We start from the raw sequence: 13,369 nt of genomic DNA, 5'->3' as shown, positions 1-13,369 counted from the left end.
TGAGTGAGTTGGTGCTCATTGCGCGTTGCTTCGATGCGGGACAGAGCCGGTGAGTCTTTGCGGCGGAACTGGTAATCGCCTTCTCGCGACACTGCCGACGGCGGATCTCGATCTGCTGAGACCTGATCTGGAGACGGTGGACATCAATCAGGATGAGATCCTGGCGCGAGCCGGTGACAAGATCGATTATGTCTTCTTTCCCCATAGCGGGGCGATCCTGCTGATGATCGACATGGCGGATGGGCAAACGGTTGCGACTGGCGTTGTCGGGCGCGAAGGGGCCGTGGGGAGTCTTTCGGTGCTCGGGTCGTCCCCATCGGGCGTTACAGCAGTCGTTCGTGCAGCGGGCACCGCCTCGCGGATTGCTGCGCCGCGATTTTACGCGGCGGTCGGCCGCAGTCCCGCAATCCGGAAGGCGATCCAGAATCACGTCAGGGCGATGCTGATCCAGTTCCAACTCGGTTCGGCCTGCAATGCGCTGCATCCGGTTGAAGCCCGCATGGCGCGTTGGCTGCTCCAGCTTCGCGATCGTGTCGACAGCGACGTGCTCCCGCTGACCCAGCAGGCGCTCTCGCAAATCCTCGGTGTGCGGCGAACGACGGTGACGCTGTTGATGCGCAATCTGCGCATGCGTGGCGCGATCACGTCCGAGCAACGTGGCCGGATCGAGATCGACCGGCCGCGGCTATCCGCGGCGGCGTGCGAATGCCACCGCGTCGTGCGGCTCGAAGTCGAGAAGATCTTCTCGGACAAAACCGCCCGGCCTCTCGCGGCGGCGCAAGCTGACGAGCCGCGCATTTCGGAAATCGAAGCCGACGACGTGGCGTGAGCGCGCTGCAACGCGATCAGCTTCTCCGATCAGGCTCCCGTGCGGGTCCGGATGCCGCCTCGAGCTTCGCGATCTCGCGCAGCACCTTCGCCGTCTGGCGTAACTCATCGCGCTCCGGCCCCGGTCTCAGCCGTCGTGCTTCGTCGAGAAAGTCTTTGGCCTGCAGCAACCAAATGGATGCTTCCGTTGCAGTCTGCGTGTGCGCCATGGTGTCCCTCCATCGCGTTCCTCAATGACCTGTGCCGAGGTCGAGGCCGACGAGCCGGCGTCGCGCGCGGATGCTCGGCTCGTCAACCCAGGCATCGCGCGCGAACCAGGCGTGATCAGTGCGGCAGAATGGGCAGCGGCTGCGCGAGAAGAACACCGCGCTGCGTCTAAAGCTCTCGTGATCAGTCCGGATGCCGGTGGGAATTGCGTGTCCGGTTTGCGGACATTTGACCATGAGCATGCCCATGTGAGCCTCCCTCGCGATTGCTTTTTGTCTTGTGCAGTAAAGAAACTCCGGCCGGTTGGATTACGCCTGCTGTCGGTGCGACTAGTTGGGGGGCATCGCCGCACCTGCGGCTTTGACAGAGCATTGGGCAGTGGGGGCTGTATGCTCGTTGCTAGGCTTATCCAACCGGCCGGATCCCTCCTCAAACGAGTTCTCGACGTGAATTGAGCGTCCTTTTAGTCGGCGTGGCCGAAAACCCTGGCGAAGTTGTTCCTGATCTGCCCGCCGGTTTCTGTTGCGAGCTTCCGGCCGAGTTCGCGCAATTCCTTGTTCTGCTCGGATGCCATGGCGAAGGCCTTGCGGGCCTGCTCGGTGGACAAGGTCAACACATCGGTTGCTGACTTGCTGTCGAGGAGATCGGCGTAGAAGTCGAGCGCGGAGGTGACATTGGCGTGTGAGATTTCGATCAGCTTGAGCCCGTAGTCGGCCGTGCCTCGCGCATTGCAAGAATACGTTTCGTCCAACGCCTCGGCCATCTGTTGGCAGGCGGTTCGCGCGCGGGCAAAACCCTGATCGGCTAGATCGCCGACAACGCCGGGCAAGCCCATCTTCGGGAAGCCGAACAACGGCATTCCAAAAACATTCGTGCCGTTCCCTGGGTCTTTCATTTCGCTTTCACTCAAGGCGCAGTCTCCTTTGCAAGCGAAAGCGTTCCTCGCAACGCTCGCTTGCGTCACGAGAGCCGACGCTCCGTGTTCAATTCAGATTTTGGGTGAGCTTCGATTTCAGTCCCGAGGCTACTGTGCGGGAGGAAAGCGGGACTGTCGGTTCGATTTGCGACTCTCGCGCAGAATTTTTTTTTAAGTGTCAACTCACACCAACGTATATTTGCGGGGTGCTGTGCATAACGTGGATATCCTGAGCAGCAGGAGACTGCTTCTTCAGCGTTAGATTGTGCAAAGCTCTGCGTTGGACGGCGTATCGCTTCTGCGACGCTGGCACTGGTCTCAGGCCCAGAACCTTGCAACGTAACCGTCAGCTCCGATAACGGCCTCGGCACAATGACCAAGCAAAACAAAAACCCCGGCATCGCTGCCGGGGTTTTGCATTTCTTCGATTGCCTGAGTTGGCCGGACCTTAGAAGTCCATGCCGCCCATGCCGCCGCCCGGAGGCATTGCGGGGCCGGCAGCGGCCTTCTTCGGCAGCTCGGCGACCATCGCTTCCGTGGTGATCAGCAGCGCTGCAACCGAGGCAGCGTTCTGGATCGCGGTGCGCACGACCTTGGTCGGGTCGATGATGCCCTTCTTGACGAGATCGGCATATTCGCCGGACTGGGAGTCGAAGCCGTAGGTGTAGGCCTTGTTCTCCAGGATCTTGCCGACGATCACCGAGCCGTCTTCACCGGCGTTGATCGCGATCTGGCGCGCCGGAGCCGACAGCGCCTTGCGCACGATCTCGACGCCGGTCTTCTGGTCGTCGTTCTTGGTGCGCAGACCCTTGAGCGCCTCGGAGGCACGGAGCAGGGCGACGCCGCCGCCCGGGACGATGCCTTCCTCGACCGCCGCGCGGGTCGCGTGCATCGCGTCATCAACGCGATCCTTGCGCTCCTTCACCTCGACCTCGGTCGCGCCGCCGACGCGGATCACCGCGACGCCGCCCGCGAGCTTGGCGAGACGCTCCTGCAGCTTCTCACGGTCGTAGTCCGAGGTGGTTTCCTCGATCTGCGCCTTGATCTGGGCAACGCGGGCGTCGATGTCGGCCTTCTTGCCGGCGCCGTTGACGATCGTGGTGTTCTCCTTGTCGATCATCACCTTCTTGGCACGGCCGAGCATCTGCAGCGTGACGTTCTCGAGCTTGATGCCGAGGTCTTCCGAGATCGCCTGGCCGCCGGTCAGGATCGCGATGTCCTGCAGCATGGCCTTGCGGCGATCGCCGAAGCCCGGAGCCTTGACGGCCGCGACCTTCAGGCCGCCACGCAGGCGGTTGACGACCAGGGTGGCCAGCGCCTCGCCTTCGACGTCCTCGGCGACGATGACCAGCGGCTTGCCGGTCTGCACCACGGCCTCGAGCAGCGGCAGCAACTCGTTCAACGAGGAGAGCTTCTTCTCGTTGATGAGGATGTAGGCATCGTCCATCTCAACGCGCATCTTGTCGGCGTTGGTGACGAAGTAGGGCGAGATGTAGCCGCGGTCGAACTGCATGCCCTCGACGACGTCGAGCTCGGTCTCGAGCGACTTGGCTTCCTCGACGGTGATCACGCCCTCGTTGCCGACCTTCTTCATGGCGTCGGAGAGGAACTTGCCGATCTCGGCGTCGCCGTTGGCCGAGATGGTGCCGACCTGGGCGATCTCCTCGTTCGAGGTGACCTTCTTGGAGTTCTTGACGAGGTCGGCGACCACGGCTTCCACGGCCAGGTCGATACCGCGCTTCAGGTCCATCGGGTTCATGCCGGCGGCGACCGACTTGGCGCCTTCACGGACGATCGCGGCCGCCAGCACGGTGGCGGTGGTGGTGCCGTCGCCGGCCGCGTCAGCGGACTTGGAGGCGACTTCGCGCACCATCTGGGCGCCCATGTTCTCGAACTTGTCCTCGAGCTCGATCTCCTTGGCGACGGTGACGCCGTCCTTGGTGATGCGGGGAGCGCCGAACGACTTCTCGAGCACCACATTGCGGCCCTTCGGACCGAGGGTGACCTTCACCGCATTGGCGAGGATGTCGACGCCGCGCAGCATCTTGTCGCGCGCATCGACCGAGAATTTGACTTCTTTGGCTGCCATCTGAATTTTTCCTTGAGAGGTTTAATCTTGAGGAGGGAGAGCGGGCGCTTAGGCCGCCTTCTTCTTGGAAGCGGGGACGTCGAGCACGCCCATGATGTCGCTTTCCTTCATGATCAACAGGTCTTCGCCGTCGATCTTGACCTCGGTGCCGGACCACTTGCCGAACAGCACGCGGTCGCCGACCTTGACGTCGATGGGGATCAGCTTGCCAGATTCATCGCGGCCACCCGGGCCGACGGCGATGACTTCGCCCTGCGAGGGCTTTTCCTTGGCAGTGTCCGGAATGATGATGCCGCCAGCGGTCTTCTCTTCGGCGTCGATACGCTTGACCACGACGCGGTCGTGAAGCGGACGGAATTTCATGCAGTCCTCCTAAATATTTGCGGATGCTGTAGATTTTTGAGTGTTAGCAGTCCAGCCGGGTGAGTGCCAGACTGCTGCGCAGGAGATAGGCCAAGGCCGGGCGGCGGGCAAGAGCCTCTAGCAGAAAATTTGGCGGCCGGGCGGTGCACTTAGCCGCGGTCGTTGCGGCATGCTTAACGCCGTCTCGCCGGTCGCCAAGGCTTGAGAAGCCTTATTAGCAGACGCGGTAAGCTGCTGCCAATGCAAGAGATTTCAACCAACCGTTAAACATTTAGGCTTGTGATGGGTTAGTCGCGTGCGTCACATTTCTCATGTGAGCGCATCCATGCCGGTGGTCCGGCGCGCCGGCCGCCATGTGAATGCGCTCCGTCACAGGAGGTTTGGCATGGTCTCGCGGGTTGGTGGCGTTGCTTCCGAGGACTTCCGGAAGCAACTGCTCGGATACGGTCTGACGACGGCGCAGATCCTTTACCGGATGCCGGATCATCCGGCGCTGCTGCAGACCTACGTCTGGCAGAACTACGACCTGTTCCCGAAATTTCCGGCGCTGCACGATTTCCTCGCCTTCTGGCAGGAGAAGCTCGAAGGGCCGCTGTTCTCGGTCACGGTGGCGCATTCCAAGCTGATCAAGCCGGCCGAGCTGCGCGCCGTCGACGGCGTATTCCGGCTGCACTGAGGCTGAATTCGGGATCCGTAGCGGGGCTCACCGTCTTGAGCTCGGGCACGGCGCACGTGCGCCTTTGCCTACCCTGCGCGGCGAAAAACTGTGCTAGCGTCGCCGCTTCAAAAAGACGGGAGGTAAACAATGGCCAAGCAAAAGGTGACCTCGAGGCCCGCGGCCAAGACTGCGGTCCGGAAGAAATGGACCGGGCTCACGACCGCCAAATCGTCCGCGCGCAAAACCATCAAGTCGAAGGGCCGCGTCTCGACCGCCAAGAAGACGGCGGCGAAGGCTGCCGCGAAAGCCCGGCCGAAGCAGAGCATCGCGATCAGCCATCACCGCGAAGAGGATTTCAAGGCCGACGGCCTGCGTGCCTACGCAAAATACCGCGACCTCGGCATCGCCGCGGCCACCCACGGCCTGGCGCAGGCGCACGTGATCCGGCTGCAGGGACCGTGCAATCCCGAGGAAGTCTCGAAGCTGCATTACCACGACGTCGAATTCCAGATGGTCTACGTGCTCAAGGGCTGGGTGAAGACCTACATGGAAGGCGAGGGCGAGACCTTGATGACGCAAGGCAGCGCCTGGACCCAGCCGCCGCGCATCCGGCACATGATTTTGGATTACTCCGGCGACGTCGAACTGCTCGAGGTGATCTTGCCGGCAGAGTTCAAGACGGTGGAGTTGAAGGCGTAGATTTCTGCGCCCGCCATGGCCGGGCTCGACCCGGCCATCCATCCCGCTTCGCAAGATTCGACTCTAGGGTGAGTACTCATAATTGCGCAGACGTCAGCTTCTGGGGTCTAAGCAGAAACTTTCTGCACTTTAACGCCCGACTGTATCTGCTGAAATTTGGAGATGGCCGATTGCGAACCAATCGGTCGCCTGTACTTTAACCAGTTTCACCGGAGTTTGCTGCAAATGCTGCGAACCGCCTTTCTTGCGACAATTCTTCTTTTGGCACCGCTCATCTCGGCGCATGCAGGCGGGGCGAGAATTGCTTTGGTTGTCGGAGTTTCAAATTACCTGCACGCGCCTCGTTTGGCTAACACGCTCAACGACGCGAACGATGTGTCAGCGATGCTGAAGCGGCTGGGCTTTGATGTGGAGACAATGTTGGATCCTACGCGGTCCGATCTCGAAGCAGCCGTCCGGCGCTACGGCAATAGGTCTCTCAATGCCGAAATCAGCATGTTTTACTATTCCGGACATGCCCTTGAATTAGGCGGACGCAATTGGCTGCTGCCAGCACCGGTAAACTTGAACGGTGAGCGTGACCTTCGCTTTGAGGCGGTCGAACTGAACACTATTCTTGAGCAAACCGATGGTGTTGCGAAAGCGTCGATCCTCGTTCTTGATGCATGTCGTGACAATCCCTTCGCGTCACGTCTTTCCGCAACCACGCGCAATTTGGTATCGCGCGGCTTGGCACGCATCGATACTCCCGTGAGTGGAACTCTGCTGGTCTATTCAACGACGCCTGGGCAGATTGCTCTCGATGGGGCGACAAAAAACAGTCCCTTCACCACAGCTTTGCTCCGCCATATTGAAACGCCAAGACTAGAAGTTAAAGCGATCTTGACCCGAGTGACAAAGGACGTCGTCGAAGAAACGAAAGGTAGGCAACGGCCCTGGTACAACTCATCTCTTGAAGGCGATCTCTATTTCGCGCCAGAGCCGTCGTCCCCCGCAGTGGCTGAAAACGCTAGCAATCTTGAAGGAATGTTTTGGGACTCAATCAAATCGAGCAGCAACCCAGCGGATTTCAACGCCTACCTTGCCAAGTTTCCCAACGGGTTATTCGCAGAGTTGGCCAAGAATCGCCTACTAGCGCTTGCACCGCAAATTTCTGAAGCCACTCCGGAGATCAGGGTGGCACAAGGCCCGCAGGCGGTCCTGGTACCGAGATATTGATCGACGACGTACCGCTTCCGCGCGAAATAAACGTCCTCGCGCCAAAAAGCACTTCAAGAACGCAGGAGAGCTTTTCTGGCACGTGGGTTGGGGCGTGGGGTGGTAAATTGCACCACATTCTGGTTGTTGAAAGCATCCGGGCGGATGGCAACGCAACTGTCATTTATTCAGTCGGAGACAACCCGGCAGAAAACATAAAACGCGGTTGGCGTCGACTTCAGGCTTCTGTCTCGGGCTCTGTTCTCACGATACCAGGGGTTGCCGAATATCAGTTCTTTGGATCCGGCAACTTGATCGCAAGTTTCAAGAAAGGTGTGAGCCGCGGCGCTCTGACAAAGACGACCCTTGCTGATCTCACAAAGGCCGGAAGTACCATTCCCTGGACCGGTGGGCGGTCCGAATTTCTTGATACCGATCTTGTGGAAGACGGCAAAGCGATCCGACTAGAAGCAATAGTCGCGAAACCATCTGGGTCAGGTCCTTTCCCGCTCGCTATTTTCAATCACGGCTCCACCGGCACCGGGAGGAATGGACAATTATTCGCTCAATCGTGGTGGAGTCCTGAAATTGCAAAGTTTCTAGTCGATCGCGGCTGGATGGTCGCTTTTCCGCAACGGAGAGGTAGAGGTAGATCTGGGGGCCTCTATGACGAGGGTTTCGCCGCGGATCGGTCGCAAGGTTATGCGTGCGATTCAGAACGGTCGCTCCCTGGAGCCGATCGCGCCCTGGCTGACATCGACGCTGCCGTGGAGGCACTTCGCAGACGCGCGGATGTTGCCGCGAAACCCATTCTTGTCGGGGGCCAAAGCAGGGGCGGCGTCCTAGCAATTGCGTATGCAGGCAAGCATGCAGAAAAGGTCGCTGGAGCGCTCAACTTTGTGGGCGGTTGGCAGGGGCAAGCCTGCAGCAACGCTGCAACCATAAACGGAACTCTGTTTCGAATGGGGGCGGCATTCGATCGATCAACATTGTGGTTGTACGGGGATCATGACCCATTCTACACACTAGACCACAGTCGCGGCAATTTTGCTGCATTCCAGCAGGCTAAGGGCAAGGGCGAATTCTTTCAATTTGAGGTGCCGGGCACCGAAAGCGGTCACTCCCTGGTATACTTTCCGCAGCTCTGGTCCGACAAGGTGGAAGCTTATCTGCGCCAACTCGAACGGTCTACGTCGGCGGCCAGTTCTTCAGAAAAGAATGCGAGTCAGGTTTTGCCAATCAACGTGTCGTCAGTGGAGACAGCTTTAACTCGCAATCAACTGAAAGCACTCCTCGTGGGCAAGACGGTCAAGTGGTCGGATGGCGGGCAGGGATATTTCAGCTCTCGGGGTCTCTACCGTTACACCTTCAATAAGGTTGTCAATGAGGGGACTTATCGGGTTTACGACGGGTTCACCTGTTTAGAATTCAAGAACGGATTTTCGCGATGTGACGATTGGTATCGAGCGGGAGCAGGATACTTCATGAAGACCCGACAAGGTCTTCGCTTCGAGGTGCTTCGTGTTGACTGATTCCCCGACCGAATGGATAGCTCAGGTTGCGGTAATGGAGCGAAGCGAAATCCGCCGTTTGCATCCGCGTCAAGATTCCCGGATTGCGCGGAGCCTGTCATTGGGCGCGCGTTCGCGCGACCCGTTGGCGTTGGCTCCATCCGGGCTACGGCTGCGTCAGCATCCCCACGATCGCGCCCATCAAACACGTCGTCAGCGTCCCTGAGACGATCGACTTCAGCCCGAGCGCGTTGATCTCGTCGCGGCGTTCGGGCGCCATGATGCCGAGGCCGCCGATCATGATGCCGAGGCTGGCGAAATTGGCAAAGCCGCACATCGCGTAGAGCATGATCAGCCGCGAACGCGGATCGAGCGCGTCTAGCCCGAGCTTCGACAGCTCGACATAGGCGATCAGCTCGTTCAGCACGGTCTTGGTGCCCATCAGGCTTCCCGCGGTGACCGCCTGCGGCCAGGGCAGGCCCATCAGCCAGCACACCGGCGCCATCAGGTAGCCGAGCAGCCGCTGCAGCGAGATTTTTGCGCCGCCGATCTCGGGCAACAGGCCCAGCATCGCGTTGACGAGATAGACCAGCGCCACCAGCACCAACAGCAGCGCGACGATGTTGAACAGCAGCTCGAGCCCCGCCGTGGTGCCCTTGACGATCGCATCCATCGTCGAGGAGACCTGCACCTCGGGATCGTCGAGCGATCCGCCGGTGCGCTTGTCGGAAGTTTCCGGCAGCATGATCAGGCTGACCAGGATCGCGGCCGGCGCGCCCAGCACCGAGGCGATGACGAAATGCGCCGCCGCATCCGGGATCAGCGGCGCCAGCAGCGTGGCGTAGAGCACCAGCACGGTGCCGGCAATGCCGGCCATGCCGCCGGTCATCACCAGAAACAATTCGCTGCGCGAGAGCTGCGCCAGATAGGGGCGGATGAACAGCGGCGCTTCCACCATGCCGAGGAAGATGTTGGCGGCGGTCGACAGCCCGACCGCGCCGCCGACGCCGAGCGTGCGCTCGAGCAGCCAGGCCATGCCGCGCACCACCGGCGGCAGCACCCGCCAATAAAACAGCAGCGTCGTCAGCACGCTCATGACCAGCACGATCGGCAGCGCCTGGAAGGCGAGTATGAAGTCGGAGCCCGGCACCTTGGGGTCGAACGGCAGCGTTCCGCCGCCGACATAGCCGAACACGAAGGCGGTGCCGGCCCGCGTCGCGGCGCCGATGGTGCCGACCGCGTCGTTGATCGCACCAAACGCCGTGGCGACCAGCGGCACCTTGAGCAGCACCAGCGCGGTGACGATGGTGACGGCGAGGCCGATCGCCGCCTGCCGTAGCGACACCGCGCGGCGGTTCTCACTGAGCGCCCAGGTGATCGCGAGTAACGCCACCACGCCGAACGCCGATTGTAATTGCAGCATCACGCCCCCGAAGACTCGTCGCGGGATTATGGCAGGGGTCCCGCACGGCGCAATGCTGTTGCGCATCGAAGCGTTCTCAAGCGAAGTGGGCCCGGTTCGCGTGAAAAGAACGCCTCCAAAACAAGAATCAAGAGCTCCGCTCCGATGTTATCGGAATGCAGCCCTGGCATTACCGGCATTGACAAGTTGCAGGCCGTCGGCCACGCAATCATTCATGTCCTCCGTCACGCCGGCCGGTGCCCGCGATCTGCTCGGCCACAGGCCATTCCTGTTCTTTTTGTCGTCGCGCAGCCTGTCGCGCTTTTCCAGCCAGATCGGCGCGGTCGCGATCGGCTGGCAGATCTACGAGCTGACCGGCAGCGCCTTCGACCTCGGCATGGTCGGACTGGTGCAATTCCTGCCGACGGCGCTCTTGGTGTTCGTCGCCGGCCACGCCGCCGACCGCTTTGAGCGCAAGCGCGTGGTGCAGGCCTGCCAGCTCGCGGAGGCGCTGACCGCGCTGTTCCTCGCGGCCAGCACCTTTGCCGGCACCATCTCCGAGATCCAGATCTTCGTCGCGACCTTCGTGCTCGGGATCGCCGGCGCGTTCGAGAGCCCGGCGACCGCGGCGCTGCTGCCGCTGATCGCCCCACAAGGCTCGCTGCAGCGGGCGACCGCGATCTCGAGCGGCGCCGCACAGGTTGCGACCATCACCGGTCCGGCGCTCGGCGGCTTCGCCTATGCGCTGATGCCGAGCGCGCCCTATGCCGTGATGCTGGTGTTCTGGCTGCTCGGCGCGGCCCTGACCGGCGGCATCGGCCGGCTGCAGCAGGCGCCGGTGAAGGATTCCGGTTCGTCCGACGATCTGTTCGCCGGCGTCACCTTCGTTCGCAGCAATCCGGCGATCCTCGGCACCATCTCGCTCGATCTGTTCGCGGTGCTGTTCGGCGGCGTCACCGCGCTGCTGCCGATCTATGCCCGCGATATCCTGCAGGCCGGTCCGCTCGGCCTCGGCATCCTGCGCGCCGCGCCCGCGGTCGGCGCGCTGTTGATGACGATGGTGCTGGCGCGGCACACGATCAATCGTCGGGTCGGGATGCGCATGTTCCAGGCGGTGATCGTGTTCGGTGTGGCGACGGTGGTGTTCGCGTTGTCGCAGTGGATGTGGCTGTCGGCGCTGGCGCTCGCGGTGCTGGGCGCCGCCGATACGATCAGCGTCGTGATCCGCTTCTCGCTGGTGCAGCTCGCCACCCCCGACGCGATGCGCGGCCGCGTCGGCGCGGTGAACTTCCTGTTCATCAACGCCTCCAACCAGCTCGGCCAGTTCGAAAGCGGCGTCGCCGCGGCGCTGCTCGGCACCGTACCGTCAGCCGTGCTCGGCGGCGTCGCCACCGTCGCCATCGCGCTGCTCTGGATGAAGCTGTTCCCGACGCTGCGCAACGTGGAGAAGCTGGAGTAGGGCGGGCTCTCGCCACCGTCATTGCGAGCGAAGCGAAGCAATCCACCCTTCCCCCGCGGGGACAGATGGATTGCTTCGCTGCGCTCGCAATGACGGTGCTTGTTGGTTCACCTCGCCCCGCTCACGTCCGCCGAAGCCTTGGCGAAGGCGGATGCGGGGAGAGGTCGGATTGCATCGTCAGATGCAATCCGGGTGAGGGGGACTCTCCGCGAGTCGGCTCTCACCTTGTAGGGCGGACTCCCCCTCATCCCATGGCGGGGGTGCTTGCATGATTTCGGAATATTGGAAGATTACCCCTGACTTGCCCGACATGTCAAGCCGCCATGTCGAGCGCCGGCCGCCGGCTACTTTGCATGGGGTTGTTTTCGCCATATTGGCGGTTCGCCCCTGCGACGGGCCCTCATCCCGACCTTCTCCCCGCATCCGCCTTCGCCAAGGCTTCGGCGGACGGGAGCGGGGAGAAGGAGGAAGATCAGCCGCGGCCGACGAACGGCATCTTGGTGGCCATCACCGTCATGAACAGCACGTTGGCGTCGAGCGGCAGGCCGGCCATGTAGGCGACCGCGTCGCCGACCGCCTTGGCGTCCATGCGCGGCTCGTGCCTGGTGGTGCCGTCCGGCTGCAGCACGCCGGGGCCGGCGACCATGCGGTCGGTCATCGGGGTCGCGGCGTTGCCGATGTCGACCTGGCCGACCGCGATGTCGTACATGCGGCCGTCGAGATTGGAGGACTTGGTCAGGCCGGTGATGGCGTGCTTGGTCGAGGTGTAGGCCGCCGAGAACGGCCGCGGCGCATGCGCCGAGATCGAGCCGTTGTTGATGATGCGGCCGCCGCGCGGCGTCTGGTCCTTCATGATACGGAAGGCGTGCTGGGTGCACAGGAACGGCGCGGTGAGGTTGGTGTTGACCACCGCCTGCCACTGCTCGAGCGACAGGTCCTCGAAATTGACCGGCGGCGCGCCCATGCCGGCATTGTTGAACAGCACGTCGAGCCGGCCATAGGTCGCCTTCACCTTGTCGAACAGCGCGGCGATCGCGGCCGGGCTGGTCATGTCGGCGGTGACGCAGAGGCTCTTGCCGGCGGGGCCGAGCTTGGCGGTCTCCTCCAGCATCTCGAGGCGGCGCCCGGCGAGCACGACGGTGTAGCCTGCGTTCATCAGGGCGAGCGATGCCGCGCGTCCGACGCCGGTGCCGGCACCGGTGACGAGCGCGATCTTGTTGGTGGCCTCAGACATCTGGTTTCCTCTTACTTGGTTTTTGCTTCGGTTTCGTTCTTGTAGGGCGGCCGCGGGATGTTCTGGTGCGCCGCGCGCAGCGCCGCCGACCAGCGCGAGCGCAGATCGTGGAAATAGGGCTCGCCGGCCTCGATGCGGTGGTTGAGGTCGGCCTCGCAGGCATCGGTGCGGACCACCAGCACGTCGATCGGCAGCCCGACCCCGAGATTGGAGCGCATCGTCGAATCCATCGAGATCAGGCCGGTCTTGAGCGCCTCATAGAGCTCGACGTCGTAATGCATGGCGCGGTCGAGCACCGGCTTGCCGTATTTGTGCTCGCCGATCTGCAGGTAGGGCGTGTCGATGGTGCATTCGATGAAGTTGCCGGCGGTGTAGACCATGAACAGGCGCATCCGCGAGCCCTTGATCTGGCCGCCGAACAGGAACGAGACGTCGAAGGAGATGTCCTCGGCGCGCAGCGCATCGCCCTCGTTGGCATGCACGGCGCGGATGGCGCGGCCGATCCGCTGCGCCGCCTGGAACATGGTCGGCGCGTTCATCAGCGTCTCGACCTCGCCGCTGTTCGGGTCCTGCATGCCCTCGGTCAGGGTCGACAGCACCGACTGGCTGATCGCGAGATTCCCGGCGCTGGCAATCGCCATGATGCGATCGCCGGGCTTTTCGAAGATGTGCAGCTTGCGGAAGGTCGAGACGTTGTCGAGCCCCGCATTGGTGCGGGTGTCCGCGATCATGACGAGCCCGTCCCGCACCAGAATTCCGCAGCAATAGGTCATTTCCAGTCCCCGAACGGCCCGAGTTTTCGGCGC

14 protein-coding genes are annotated in these 13,369 nt (G+C 62.2%); 6 read left to right on the top strand and 8 right to left on the bottom strand.

The window, feature by feature from the left end; translation table 11 throughout:
* The first annotated feature begins 49 nt into the window (after nucleotides 1-49).
* Complete coding sequence (locus CI41S_RS05325) at nucleotides 50-829, top strand: Crp/Fnr family transcriptional regulator (protein ID WP_139857716.1); 780 nt, start codon at nucleotides 50-52, stop codon at nucleotides 827-829.
* A 16-nt stretch (nucleotides 830-845) separates the two neighbouring features.
* Here CI41S_RS05325 and CI41S_RS05320 read toward each other — a convergent pair whose 3' ends face one another.
* From CI41S_RS05320 to groES, 5 genes are all read right to left on the bottom strand, one after another.
* The gene (locus CI41S_RS05320; protein ID WP_139484718.1) at nucleotides 846-1,037 is read right to left on the bottom strand and encodes a hypothetical protein; all 192 of its coding nucleotides are present in this window, start codon (nucleotides 1,035-1,037) and stop codon (nucleotides 846-848) included.
* A 21-nt stretch (nucleotides 1,038-1,058) separates the two neighbouring features.
* Complete coding sequence (locus CI41S_RS05315; protein ID WP_139857715.1) at nucleotides 1,059-1,283, bottom strand: hypothetical protein; 225 nt, start codon at nucleotides 1,281-1,283, stop codon at nucleotides 1,059-1,061.
* A gap of 215 nt (nucleotides 1,284-1,498) precedes the next feature.
* Entirely contained in the window at nucleotides 1,499-1,945 is a 447-nt protein-coding gene (locus CI41S_RS05310) for a phasin family protein (protein WP_244626408.1), read from the bottom strand.
* A gap of 454 nt (nucleotides 1,946-2,399) precedes the next feature.
* On the bottom strand, nucleotides 2,400-4,040 hold the full coding sequence (gene groL / locus CI41S_RS05305; RefSeq protein ID WP_139484721.1) for a chaperonin GroEL: 1,641 nt from the start codon (nucleotides 4,038-4,040) through the stop codon (nucleotides 2,400-2,402).
* 48 nt (nucleotides 4,041-4,088) lie between these two features.
* Complete coding sequence (groES, locus tag CI41S_RS05300; RefSeq protein WP_139484722.1) at nucleotides 4,089-4,403, bottom strand: co-chaperone GroES; 315 nt, start codon at nucleotides 4,401-4,403, stop codon at nucleotides 4,089-4,091.
* 385 nt (nucleotides 4,404-4,788) lie between these two features.
* Here groES and CI41S_RS05295 point away from each other — a divergent pair, with 385 nt between their 5' ends.
* The 4 genes from CI41S_RS05295 (at nucleotide 4,789) to CI41S_RS05280 (ending at nucleotide 8,489) form a co-directional block, all read left to right on the top strand.
* Complete coding sequence (locus tag CI41S_RS05295; protein WP_139484723.1) at nucleotides 4,789-5,079, top strand: usg protein; 291 nt, start codon at nucleotides 4,789-4,791, stop codon at nucleotides 5,077-5,079.
* A 129-nt stretch (nucleotides 5,080-5,208) separates the two neighbouring features.
* Nucleotides 5,209-5,760 (top strand): cupin domain-containing protein, encoded by a 552-nt coding sequence (locus CI41S_RS05290; RefSeq protein WP_139857713.1) that lies wholly within the window; start codon nucleotides 5,209-5,211, stop codon nucleotides 5,758-5,760.
* A gap of 162 nt (nucleotides 5,761-5,922) precedes the next feature.
* Complete coding sequence (locus CI41S_RS05285; protein WP_139857712.1) at nucleotides 5,923-6,978, top strand: caspase family protein; 1,056 nt, start codon at nucleotides 5,923-5,925, stop codon at nucleotides 6,976-6,978.
* 107 nt (nucleotides 6,979-7,085) lie between these two features.
* Entirely contained in the window at nucleotides 7,086-8,489 is a 1,404-nt protein-coding gene (locus CI41S_RS05280; protein ID WP_172627922.1) for an alpha/beta hydrolase family protein, read from the top strand.
* 145 nt (nucleotides 8,490-8,634) lie between these two features.
* Here the strand turns inward: CI41S_RS05280 and CI41S_RS05275 are convergent, their stop codons facing one another.
* Nucleotides 8,635-9,891, bottom strand: a complete 1,257-nt coding sequence (locus CI41S_RS05275; protein ID WP_139857710.1) for a NupC/NupG family nucleoside CNT transporter — start codon at nucleotides 9,889-9,891, stop codon at nucleotides 8,635-8,637.
* A 214-nt stretch (nucleotides 9,892-10,105) separates the two neighbouring features.
* Here CI41S_RS05275 and CI41S_RS05270 point away from each other — a divergent pair, with 214 nt between their 5' ends.
* Complete coding sequence (locus CI41S_RS05270) at nucleotides 10,106-11,329, top strand: MFS transporter (protein WP_139484478.1); 1,224 nt, start codon at nucleotides 10,106-10,108, stop codon at nucleotides 11,327-11,329.
* 472 nt (nucleotides 11,330-11,801) lie between these two features.
* Here CI41S_RS05270 and CI41S_RS05265 read toward each other — a convergent pair whose 3' ends face one another.
* Both CI41S_RS05265 and CI41S_RS05260 read right to left on the bottom strand, forming a co-directional pair.
* Nucleotides 11,802-12,563, bottom strand: a complete 762-nt coding sequence (locus CI41S_RS05265) for an SDR family oxidoreductase (RefSeq protein WP_139484479.1) — start codon at nucleotides 12,561-12,563, stop codon at nucleotides 11,802-11,804.
* Between the two features lie 11 nt (nucleotides 12,564-12,574).
* Complete coding sequence (locus CI41S_RS05260; RefSeq protein WP_139857709.1) at nucleotides 12,575-13,336, bottom strand: proteasome-type protease; 762 nt, start codon at nucleotides 13,334-13,336, stop codon at nucleotides 12,575-12,577.
* Between the last annotated feature and the right edge of the window lie 33 nt (nucleotides 13,337-13,369).

Origin of the sequence: Bradyrhizobium ivorense (assembly GCF_900696085.1) — a bacterium.
In the GTDB taxonomy this organism is placed as follows: domain Bacteria; phylum Pseudomonadota; class Alphaproteobacteria; order Rhizobiales; family Xanthobacteraceae; genus Bradyrhizobium; species Bradyrhizobium ivorense.
The sequence above is the reverse complement of the archived record's forward strand: the minus strand, read 5'-3'. Positions and strand labels throughout refer to the sequence as shown.

Excerpts from the sequence above, each read along its gene's own strand:
- CI41S_RS05320 (WP_139484718.1), bottom strand. The coding sequence starts at position 1,037 with ATGGCGCACACGCAGACTGCAACGGAAGCATCCATTTGGTTGCTGCAG.
- CI41S_RS05315 (WP_139857715.1), bottom strand. The coding sequence starts at position 1,283 with ATGGGCATGCTCATGGTCAAATGTCCGCAAACCGGACACGCAATTCCC.
- groL (WP_139484721.1), bottom strand. The coding sequence starts at position 4,040 with ATGGCAGCCAAAGAAGTCAAATTCTCGGTCGATGCGCGCGACAAGATG.
- groES (WP_139484722.1), bottom strand. The coding sequence starts at position 4,403 with ATGAAATTCCGTCCGCTTCACGACCGCGTCGTGGTCAAGCGTATCGAC.
- CI41S_RS05295 (WP_139484723.1), top strand. The coding sequence starts at position 4,789 with ATGGTCTCGCGGGTTGGTGGCGTTGCTTCCGAGGACTTCCGGAAGCAA.
- CI41S_RS05290 (WP_139857713.1), top strand. The coding sequence starts at position 5,209 with ATGGCCAAGCAAAAGGTGACCTCGAGGCCCGCGGCCAAGACTGCGGTC.
- CI41S_RS05285 (WP_139857712.1), top strand. The coding sequence starts at position 5,923 with ATGGCCGATTGCGAACCAATCGGTCGCCTGTACTTTAACCAGTTTCAC.
- CI41S_RS05275 (WP_139857710.1), bottom strand. The coding sequence starts at position 9,891 with ATGCTGCAATTACAATCGGCGTTCGGCGTGGTGGCGTTACTCGCGATC.
- CI41S_RS05270 (WP_139484478.1), top strand. The coding sequence starts at position 10,106 with ATGTCCTCCGTCACGCCGGCCGGTGCCCGCGATCTGCTCGGCCACAGG.
- CI41S_RS05265 (WP_139484479.1), bottom strand. The coding sequence starts at position 12,563 with ATGTCTGAGGCCACCAACAAGATCGCGCTCGTCACCGGTGCCGGCACC.
- CI41S_RS05260 (WP_139857709.1), bottom strand. The coding sequence starts at position 13,336 with ATGACCTATTGCTGCGGAATTCTGGTGCGGGACGGGCTCGTCATGATC.